Here is a 10,217-nt window from a genome sequence, read left to right as displayed (position 1 = left end):
CAGGCCGCTGAGCTGAACAAGCAGTGGCAAGCCCTGCTGGGACGCCAGGGCGGCATCGCGGCGCGCGACAGCTATGCGGCGCACACGGCGCTGCTGCGCCAGGCGGCCAGACTGGGCCAGCTGGTGGCCGACCGTTCGCACCTGAGCCTGGACCCGGACGCGGGCGCCAACCACCTGAGCGCCGTATTGACGGCCACCCTGCCCGACCTGGCCGAAGGCCTGGCCGACATCGCCGGGCGCGGCGCCGCCTACATCGACACGGGCCTGTTCGAGGCCAACGAGGACCAGCTCGTCAACGCCAACGCCCTGATCGCCCGCCACGAACTGGAACGCCTGCCGGCCCGCTTCGACGAAATCCTCGCCGCCAAGCCGGCCTTGCAAGCGAGCCTGCAGCCCGCCCTGAAGGCCGTGCCAGCCGCGCTGGCCTTCCTGGAACGCACGAAAAACGAAGTGACGAATTCCTACGACCAGACCTCGGGCGCGCAATTCCACGCGGCCGGCATGCAGGCGATCGACGCCCTGCAGGCGCTGTCCGGCGCATCGGCCAGCGCCCTGGACGGCTTGCTGCTTGAGCGCATCGCCCGCGACCAGGCGCGCCGCGCGCTGATCCTGGCCGCCATGCTGCTGGTGCTGCTGGCCGCCGCCTACCTGTGCGCCGGCTTCTATGCCGCCTTCGCGCGCGACGTCACGCAACTGCGCGTGGCCGTCGGCGCGGCGGCGGCGGGCGACCTGTCGCAGCGCATCAGCTCGCAGGCGCATGACGAAATCGGCGACCTGGTACGCGACTTTGGCGCCATGACGCATGGTCTGGCCCGGCTGGTGCAGGAAATCCGTGGCGGCGCGGCCGTCATCGCCGCCGCCGGCGCCGATATCGCGCAGGGCAACCTGGCCCTGTCCGGCCACACGGCCACGCAGTCGGAAGCGCTGGGGGCGACGGTGGACTCGATGCGCGAGCTGACGGCCACCGTGGGCCGCAACGAGGCCGACGTAGGACAGGGCCGTAGCCTGGTGGCGTCGGCGGCCGAGGTAGCCTTGCGCGGCGGCGCAACCGTCAGCGCCGTGGTCGAGACCATGGCCTCGATCAAGGCCAGCTCGCACAAGATCGTCGACATCATCGGCGTCATCAACGGCATTGCCTTCCAGACGAATATCCTGGCCCTGAATGCGGCCGTGGAAGCGGCGCGCGCGGGCGAACAGGGGCGCGGCTTCGCCGTCGTGGCCGCCGAGGTGCGCAGCCTGGCGCAGCGCTCCAGCGAGGCGGCACAGCAGATCAAGCGCCTGATCGGCGATTCGGTGGCCACGGTGGACGCGGGAGGCGAGCTGGTCAACGCGGCCGGCAGCACCATGCGGCAAGTGGTCGACGCGGTGCAGCAGGTGGCCGTGGTGATCGGGCGTATCAGCAGCGCGGGCGCCGAGCAGAACGGCGAGATCGCGCAAATCAACGTGGCGCTGGCGCGCATTGACGACATGACGCGCCAGAACGCGGGCCTGGTCGACGAGGCGCGCGCCGGTTCGCAGCGCCTGCATCAGGAAGGCGAGGCGCTGACGCAGGCCGTCAGCCGCTTCCGCCTGGGCGAAAACGACGAGGCCGGCACGCGCCAGGCGGCGGCGCCAGCCATGCGCGACGGCTTGCCCAGCGTGCGTCCGGCAGGCTTGTGGAGCGCGAATAAACCGCGCGTCATATCACAAAATCGCGCGATACGGCGCAAGGCTAGTTAGTCAAAAGTGTGCGCGTAGGACAAGGACTACAATTTCGCCTCAAAATAGACTACAAAGTGGCGACTGCTAATCTTATGTTCGCCACTAACATAAGCTTTTAAAGTAACTACATCGCGATCTGCACCGCGCGGTCGACAAAAACGCTGTTACCAGATGTGGGCGGCATGATTTATTTGACCAGCAACGCGGCAGTCGCACTCCGATGTAAAAAAAAGCCTGTGAGGAATAATATGAACCATACTCAACTTAGCACCCCGGTCCAGAAGAACCAGTTGCTGCCACGCGCCATGCCGGCGGCGGGCCGGGAGATCAAGCTTGCGTCGCGGGTTAGCCTCAGCAGTGCACAACAGAACGAGCTGCTGGGCGCACTGCCGCGCGCCGCGCTCGAATCGCTGTTCGAAGACCTGGAACTGGTGGAGTTGCCGTTTGGCAAAGAATTGTATGCCTACGGTAACAACCTGGAATACAGCTACTTCCCCACCACCGCCATCATTTCCCTGCTGTATGTCATGGAAGACGGCGCCACCACGGAAATCGCTGTTGTCGGCCATGAAGGCGTGGCTGGCGCCTCGCTGCTGGCAGGCGAACGCGCCATGTGCACGGCCGTCGTGCAAAGCGCCGGCTACGGCTACCGCTTGAAAACGCAAAGCCTGCGCGACGCCTTTAACCAGGGCGGCGCCCTGCCCCAGTTGCTGATGCGCTACACCAACGCCCTGTTCGCGCAAATGGCGCAGAACGCCGTCGGTGGCCGCCACAGCTCGATCGAACAAAAACTGTGCCGCTGGCTGCTCGACCGCCTGGACCGGTCGCCATCGAATGAATTGAAAGTGACGCAGGAGCTGATTTCCATCATGCTGGGCGTGCGCCGCGAAAGCATCACGGCCGCCGCCGGCAAGCTGCAGGACGAAGGCTTGATCCACTATCGCCGTGGCAATATCACGGTGCTGGACCGGGCCGGCCTGGAATGCTATGCGGGCGAATGCTATAAAGTGGCAAAGACGGAATATGACCGTTTGCTGCGCGACGTGTCGCGCTGCTAAGCGCATGCACTGCTGCCGGCAAGCGGGCGGCAGGCAAAAAAATGGCCGGGCTGCATGCCCGGCCATTTTTTTATCTCAAGAAAAATTACGCTTCGGCATCCGCATCGATGTCTTCCGGCTCCGGCGTCAGCGGCAAGGGAATGATGGCTTCCACGCACGTGCCCTTGCCGTCCGGCCCCGAGCGCACAGTTAGCGTCCCACCCAACAGCAGGGCCCGCTCGCGCATGCCCAGCAAGCCATGCGACATGGGTTTTTGCAGCGCATCTTCCGTGATACCGATACCGTCGTCGATGACGCGCAGCACCAGGCCGTGCTCATTGCGCTTCAAGGTCACGCTGACCATGCCGGCGCGCGCATATTTCAAAATATTCGTCAGCGATTCCTGCACGATACGGAACAGGGCAATCGTCAGCGTCGCTTCGCGGTTGTCGATATTGATGGCCACGTCCGTATCGCAGCGCACCGAACTCATGCGCGTAAAATCCTCGCAATAGCTCTCGATGGCGGCGCACAGTCCCAGGTTGTCCAGCAGGCTGGGGCGCAAGTCCTCGACGATGCGGCGCTTCAGTTCCACCGTTTCCAGCAAGGTCGCCTTGGCGCGCCGCAATTGCGCGGCCAGTTCCGGCTGTGTGTGCGCCAGTTGCTGCGTGACGGCGCCCAGGTCCATGCTGATCGACGTCAGATTGGCGCCCAGCTCGTCATGCAGCTCGCGCGCCAGGCGCGCCTTCTCCACTTCATTGACGCTGATCAAATGCCGCGACAGCACGGACAATTGCTCGGTACGCCGGGTCACCGTCGATTCCAGGGTGTCATTGGCATTTTGCAAGGCATACTCGACGGCCGCGCGGTTCTGGAAGCTGCGCCGTACCAGCTGGTAGAACATGATCAGCACGAGGATGGCCAGCGCATTGATGCCGATGCCGAGCAGCACGGCCTTCTGGTACTCATGGTAAAAGGCGGCGCTGCCGGTGCTCAGCGCTTCATTCTGTTCGCGCGTCATGATCACCACCTGCAGGCGAATCTCGTCCATGGTGGCGCGGTCATCCGTCACGCGCGAGATATTGACGATCTCGGCCAGCCCGCCCTGCCTGTAGACGTCGATCGATTGTTGCAACATCGACATCTTACGGCGGATCAAGGTTTTCAGCTGGGCCAGGTTCTTCAGCTGCGTGGGGCTGCCTGCCAGCAAGGTCTGCAGCTCGTTGAATTCGTGTTCGATTTCGGCGGACGCCGTCTTCGACGGCCCCATATAGGTTTCGGAGCCGGAAATGAAGTAGCCGCGCAAGCTGCTTTCCGCATCGAGCACTAGCACGTTCAGATACTGCAGGCGGTCGGCCACGCGGGCACTCTGGCTGAGCAAGGCATTGGTGCCCTTCAGCGACTGCAGATTATGGAAGAGGCTGAAGCCATTGAGTACAAGCAGCAAGGCGCACGTCACGCACAGGATCGTCTTGTACAGGGGCAGGCGGTGATTCGGGGCCGGGTCAGCGGTGAAATACATCCTGATGTGCATCCTTAGCAAGGTTCGGCGCGGCAGAGAGGGCCAGCGCCGGCCAATTATAGTCCTCGCCACAAACTGCTGCACTGCACAACATCAAGTCGTGCCTGGCCAGCTTAGCTGAGCGATCATGGTTCCATGATCGCACCGCAGCGCTAGTCAAGCAAATTGTTTTTCATTGCGTAATAGGTCAAGTCGCTGTTGGATTGCAAGCCCATTTTTTCCATGATGCGCGTACGGTAGGTACTCACGGTCTTGATGCTCAGCGACAAGGCCACGCCGATGTCGGACACGGTGGCGCCGCGCGCCAGGCGCAGGAAGACCTGGAACTCGCGGTCCGACAATTCCGTATGCAGCGCGGCATTCGTGTCGCGGTCGAACGACTGCGCCAGCAGTTCGCCCACGGTGGAGCTGACATAGCGGCGGCCCTGGAACACGGTGCGCACGGCCGTCATCAGCTCGTCCGCCTCGCATTCCTTGTTCAGATAGCCGTTCGCGCCCATCTTGAACAGGTTCAGCGCGTACTGCTGCGCCGGATAGCCGCTGAGGATCAGCACGGGCAATTCCGGCTGGCCCTGGCGGATGGTGCGCAAGGTATCGATGCCGCTTTGATCGGGCATGGCGATGTCGAGCAGCAGCACGTCACATATTTCGCGGCGGGCGATATCGAGCGCCTCGCGCCCCGTACCGGCTTCCGCCACCACACTGAAATCGCTTGACGACGAAAAAATCTGTTTGAATCCAGCTCGTACTATTTGGTGATCATCACAAATGGCAACGCGTATCATTGTTTCCCCTTAAATTTTCCTGGCCTGGGAAAGACTACCGGAACCTGAACGCTGCTCCGGTTCAGCGTTACTAACAAAAACGCAACATTAACATTATATTCAAAATATGGCGCGCGCACGGCACGCGTAGTGCGCCAGAGCGGCAGCCATGTCAGTATAGTCTGTCCATATCGGGACAACCCGACCTATATTGGTGCAAATCTTATTTTAGCAAGTTTAAAATCGCTATTAATTCATTACGTATCCATGCGCGGTCCAGCGGCGCTTCCTGCGGCAGCGTGGGCATGGCTGGCAGCAGCGGCAACTCGTCGATCACGGCATGCGCCGCGCCACGGCTGTCGAGCTTGTTGCGCGCACCGCTGATGGTAAAACCCTGCTCATACAGCAGTTCGCGGATGCGCCGTATCAGCAGCACTTCATGGTGCTGGTAATAGCGACGGTTGCCGCGCCGCTTCACGGGCTTGAGCTGGGAAAATTCCTGCTCCCAGTAGCGCAGCACATGGGGCTTGACGCCGCACAGCTCGCTCACCTCGCCGATCGTGAAGTAGCGCTTGGCCGGAATGGGCGGCAAGGCGATCAATTCGGTTTTACTGATGCGCTCGTTCATCGCCACTCACTCAGGCAGCACGGGCCAGCGGACTGGTCTCTTCGACCATGCTCTTCAGCTTCTGGCTGGCATGAAAGGTCACGACACGGCGTGCCGTGATGGGAATTTCTTCGCCTGTTTTCGGGTTGCGGCCCGGTCGTTGCGGCTTGTCGCGCAACTGGAAATTGCCGAAGCCCGACAACTTGACGGCTTCGCCCCGCTCGAGCGCATTGCGGATTTCGTCAAAGAACGTCTCGACCATATCCTTCGCTTCGCGCTTGTTCAGGCCCACTTGCTCGAACAGCAGTTCGGCCAGCTCCGCCTTGGTCAAGGTGGGTAAATCTTTTTCCGCTTCCTGGCGCACTTTGGCAACCAGCATGGCCCGATGCAGATCGGCGGCCAGTGCGGATTGCAGTACGGCGGAATCAACGTCGCTATTATTAATTTTCCTGCCCTGCCTTTTATGTGCGCCCGGGCCCGCCAAATGGCAAGCTCGTCTACGGTTGACAACGGAAAGGCCGTCGCGCTGGGCGACGGCCAATCCGGTAATTACGAACGCAGTTTCGCGTCGTGGCCCTGCTTGGCGGCATCGATCAGGACAGCCATCAGGCCATCGACGACATCGTCTTGCAGGGTGTTTTGAGTATCTTGCAAGCTAATCCGGAAAGCAAGGCTTTTTTCATCCGCTTCCAGACCTTTTCCACGATATTCATCAAATAAAACAATGGCTTGCACGATACGCGCTGCCGGGCTGGCCTTGGCTGCCGCGTGGAAGCTGTCGAGCAGATCCTGCACTGCCACCGATTGCTTGACGACCACAGCCAGGTCGCGGCTGGCGCCAGGGAATTTCGAGATTTCCTGGTACGCGGGCACGACGCGCTGCGTCAGGGCGGCGGCGTCGACTTCGAACAGCACGGGGGCCAGCGGCAAGTCGTATTTTTGCATCCAGCGCGGGTGCAATTCGCCGATGAAACCGATGACCTTGCCATCGAGTTCCACGTTGGCCGAACGGCCCGGATGCAGGGCCGGATGCTCGGCCTTGGTGAAACGCAGGACCAGCGGCGCGAACAGCGCTTCCAGGTCCGCCTTGACGTCGAAGAAGTCGACCGTGCGCGATGGCTGGCCCCACTGCTCGTCCGCCACGGCGCCGTAGGCCATGGCAGCGACGCGCTTTGGCTGCGCGTAGCCGGCCACCGACAAGGGGCCGTTTTCCACGCTGTCGTCGCGCTGGTAGATGGCGCCCACTTCGAAGATGCGTACGCGGTTGGTCTTGCGGTTCAGGTTGTAGCGCACGTTGGCGATCAGGCTGCCGATCAGCGAGGAGCGCATCACGCTCATCTGGCTGGCGATCGGATTCTGCAATTTGATCGGCTTGCTGTTGCCCGAGAAATCGCGTTCCCATGCCGTATCGACAAAGCTCATGTTAACCACTTCCTGGAAGCCCAGGTCGGCCAGTACATGACGCACCGCAAACAGCGAGCGGGTATTTTCCGGCGCGATCTGCATCACGTTCGCGGCCACGGGCGGCAAGGTCGGGATGTTTTCAAAGCCGTACACGCGCGCTACTTCCTCGATCAGGTCTTCCTCGATCTCGATGTCGAAACGGTAGCTGGGCGAGGTCACGGAAAACACGCCGTCAAGCAGCGTGAACGGCAGCGCCAGGCGCGTGAAGATGTCGGCGATCAGCTCGTCATTGAGCGGCACGCCGATGACTTTTTGCGCGCGCGCCGTGCGCATCGACACAGGCTGGCGCTGCGGCAGGTTCACCACGTGGTCGTCGACGGGGCCGACGGTGGTCGCCGGCGTGCCGCAGATTTCCACGATCAATGCCGTGATGCGCTCGATATGCTCGACGGTGGTGGCGAAATCGACGCCGCGTTCAAAACGGTGCGCCGCATCGGTGGAGAAATTCAAGCGGCGCGCGCGGCCTTGAATGGCGTTCGGCCACCAGAATGCCGCTTCCAGGTAGATGCTGTCCGTATCGTCCGATACCGAGCTGGCGTCGCCGCCCATGATGCCGGCCAGCGATTCGATTTCCTGCTCGTCGGCAATGACGCCGATCCACTCGTCGACGGCAATGGTGTTGCCATTCAACAGCTTGACGGATTCGCCTGCCTTGCCCCAACGCACGTCGAGGCTGCCATGGATCTTGGCCAGGTCAAACACGTGGCTGGGACGGCCCAGTTCCAGCATGACATAGTTGGAAATGTCGACCAGGGCCGACAGCGGACGCTGGCCGCTACGCTCGAGGCGCTGCTTCATCCAGTCCGGCGTGGCTGCCCTGGCGTTCAGGCCGCGGATGACGCGGCCCGTGAAACGGCCGCACAGGTCGGGCGCGCTCACTTTGACGGGCAGAATTTCATCGCTGGTCACCGGCACGGTGCCAAACTGCGGCGCATTCAGGGGCACGCCCGTCAAGGCCGACACTTCGCGCGCCACGCCCAGCACGGACAGGCAGTCCGCCTTGTTCGGCGTCAGCTTGATGGTGAATTTCAAGTCGTTGAGGGCAAAGTAGTCGCGGAAATTCTGGCCGATCGGCGCGTCGTCCGGCAATTCCATCAGGCCGGCGTTTTCTTCCGACAATTTCAGTTCGCGCGCGGAGCACAGCATGCCTTGCGACTCGACGCCGCGCAGCTGGCCTACCTTGATTTCAAACGGCTTGCCATCGGCGCCAGGCGGCAGCACGGCGCCAGCCATGGCGCACACGACTTTCAAGCCGGGGCGCACGTTGGGCGCGCCGCAAACGATGTTGAGCATGGTGCCGGTGCCGACATCGACCTGGCACACGTTCAGGCGGTCCGCGTTCGGATGTTTCTCCATCTCCAGGACCAGGCCCACCACCACGTTCGAGAACGGGGGCGCGACAGGATCGACGTCCTCGACTTCGAGACCGGACATGGTCAGCAGATGGGCCAGTTCGTCCGAAGTCATCTTCGGATCGACCATGGTACGGAGCCAGTTTTCGGAAAATTGCATAATCAAGCCTTCAAAGGGTCAAAGCTCACAGCGCGAGCGCACAGGCGCTCAAGCGCCATGAATCAAACGGAACAATGCTTAGTTGAACTGCTTCAGGAAACGCAGGTCGCCTTCATAGAACAGGCGCAGGTCGTTGATGCCGTAACGCAGCATCGTCAGGCGTTCCAGGCCGGAGCCGAAAGCAAAGCCGATGAATTTCTCGGGATCCAGGCCGAAGTTCTTCACCACGGTCGGATGCACCTGGCCGGCGCCCGACACTTCCAGCCAGCGGCCCTTCAACGGACCGGAGCCAAAGGCGATGTCGATCTCTGCCGACGGTTCCGTGAACGGGAAGTACGACGGACGGAAGCGCACCTGCAGGTCGTCCGTTTCAAAGAAGGCCTTGACGAAGTTCAGGTAGATGCCCTTCAGATCGGCAAAGCTGATGTCTTCGGCGATCCACAGGCCTTCGACCTGGTGGAACATCGGCGAATGGGTGGCATCGCTGTCGACGCGGTAAGTACGGCCCGGCGCGATGACCTTGATCGGCGGCGTGTGCGTGCGCGCATAGCGTACCTGCATGGGGCTGGTGTGCGTGCGCAGCAGCAAGGGCTTGCCATCGGTATCGTTGCCATCGATGTAGAACGTGTCTTGCATGGAACGGGCTGGATGGTTTTCCGGGCTATTCAATGCCGTGAAGTTGGTCCAGTCGTTTTCGATCTCGGGGCCGTCGGCCACGTCAAAACCGATCGAACGGAAGATTTCCTCGACCCGCTCCCACGTGCGCATCACGGGATGGATGCCGCCAGGCATGCGGCCACGGCCTGGCAAGGTCACGTCAATCGCTTCGGCGTTCAAACGGCCTTGCATCTGGGCATCGGCCAGTGCGTCACGGCGCGCCGTCAGCGCGTCTTCGATCTGCACTTTGACGGCATTGATCAGGGCGCCCTGCGCCTTGCGCGCGTCCGGGTCCAGCTTGCCCAGGCCCTTCATCATTTCAGTAATCTGGCCAGTCTTGCCCAGGTAGCGGGCTTTGGCGTTTTCAAGTGCGGCAGCGTCTGCGGCGGCGATAAAGTCAGCCTGGGCCGAGACGACGAGTTCTTCTAGGGAGTTCATGCGGCATTTCCTGTTTTGGACATCAATTCTGGACTTGCTTATCAAAAGTCCAACAATCAAAAACGGAAACGGGGCATAAGGTTCACACCCCTGCCCCGCTCTTTATGACGTCACCCTACGGATGACGTTGTGCAATGACCGTGCTTACGCAGCGATTTTTGCTTTAACTGCGTTGACAATCGCAGCGAATGCTGGCTTGTCCATCACAGCCATATCGGCCAGGACTTTACGGTCCAGTTCGATATTTGCTTTTTTCAAGCCGTTCATGAATACGCTGTACGTTACGCCATGCTCACGGGAAGCAGCGTTGATACGGGCGATCCACAGGCGGCGGAAAACGCGCTTCTTGTTGCGGCGATCGCGGTAAGCGTATTGGCCAGCGCGCATAACTGCTTGCTTGGCAACACGGTATACACGGCTGCGGCGACCACGGTAGCCTTTAGCTTGAACAAGAATCTTCTTATGACGGGCACGAGCTGTAACCCCACGTTTTACTCTAGGCATAGTAACTCCTT

General features: G+C 61.4%; 9 protein-coding genes. 2 read left to right on the top strand and 7 right to left on the bottom strand.

The features are described from left to right. Both JaAD80_RS11760 and JaAD80_RS11755 read left to right on the top strand, forming a co-directional pair. Positions 1-1,719, top strand: a 1,719-nt coding sequence (locus JaAD80_RS11760; RefSeq protein WP_102294331.1) for a methyl-accepting chemotaxis protein, incomplete at its 5' end; no start/stop codon positions are given. Between the two features lie 230 nt (positions 1,720-1,949). Further along, positions 1,950-2,759 carry a Crp/Fnr family transcriptional regulator gene (locus tag JaAD80_RS11755; protein WP_102294330.1) on the top strand — a complete coding sequence of 270 codons (810 nt, stop codon included), beginning with the start codon at positions 1,950-1,952 and terminating at the stop codon, positions 2,757-2,759. Positions 2,760-2,844: 85 nt separating this feature from the next. Here JaAD80_RS11755 and JaAD80_RS11750 read toward each other — a convergent pair whose 3' ends face one another. The 7 genes from JaAD80_RS11750 to rplT form a co-directional block, all read right to left on the bottom strand. Continuing rightward, the gene (locus JaAD80_RS11750) at positions 2,845-4,260 is read right to left on the bottom strand and encodes a CHASE3 domain-containing protein (protein WP_102294329.1); all 1,416 of its coding nucleotides are present in this window, start codon (positions 4,258-4,260) and stop codon (positions 2,845-2,847) included. A gap of 152 nt (positions 4,261-4,412) precedes the next feature. Continuing rightward, entirely contained in the window at positions 4,413-5,045 is a 633-nt protein-coding gene (locus JaAD80_RS11745; RefSeq protein WP_034783185.1) for a response regulator transcription factor, read from the bottom strand. 202 nt (positions 5,046-5,247) lie between these two features. Next, positions 5,248-5,652, bottom strand: coding sequence for a MerR family transcriptional regulator (locus JaAD80_RS11740; protein ID WP_102294328.1), 405 nt, complete (start codon positions 5,650-5,652; stop codon positions 5,248-5,250). 10 nt (positions 5,653-5,662) lie between these two features. Beyond that, positions 5,663-6,010, bottom strand: coding sequence for an integration host factor subunit alpha (locus JaAD80_RS11735; RefSeq protein WP_010399205.1), 348 nt, complete (start codon positions 6,008-6,010; stop codon positions 5,663-5,665). 170 nt (positions 6,011-6,180) lie between these two features. Next, positions 6,181-8,607 (bottom strand): phenylalanine--tRNA ligase subunit beta, encoded by a 2,427-nt coding sequence (gene pheT, locus JaAD80_RS11730; RefSeq protein WP_102294327.1) that lies wholly within the window; start codon positions 8,605-8,607, stop codon positions 6,181-6,183. A gap of 78 nt (positions 8,608-8,685) precedes the next feature. Then, entirely contained in the window at positions 8,686-9,702 is a 1,017-nt protein-coding gene (pheS, locus tag JaAD80_RS11725; protein WP_092794222.1) for a phenylalanine--tRNA ligase subunit alpha, read from the bottom strand. A 144-nt stretch (positions 9,703-9,846) separates the two neighbouring features. Beyond that, positions 9,847-10,206, bottom strand: coding sequence for a 50S ribosomal protein L20 (gene rplT / locus JaAD80_RS11720; RefSeq protein WP_010399214.1), 360 nt, complete (start codon positions 10,204-10,206; stop codon positions 9,847-9,849). Between the last annotated feature and the right edge of the window lie 11 nt (positions 10,207-10,217).

Origin of the sequence: Janthinobacterium sp. AD80, from assembly GCF_002878455.1 — a bacterium.
Classification (GTDB): Bacteria; Pseudomonadota; Gammaproteobacteria; order Burkholderiales; family Burkholderiaceae_D; genus Janthinobacterium.
Note: the sequence above shows the minus strand (reverse complement) of the source record. Positions and strands in the feature narration are given on the sequence as shown.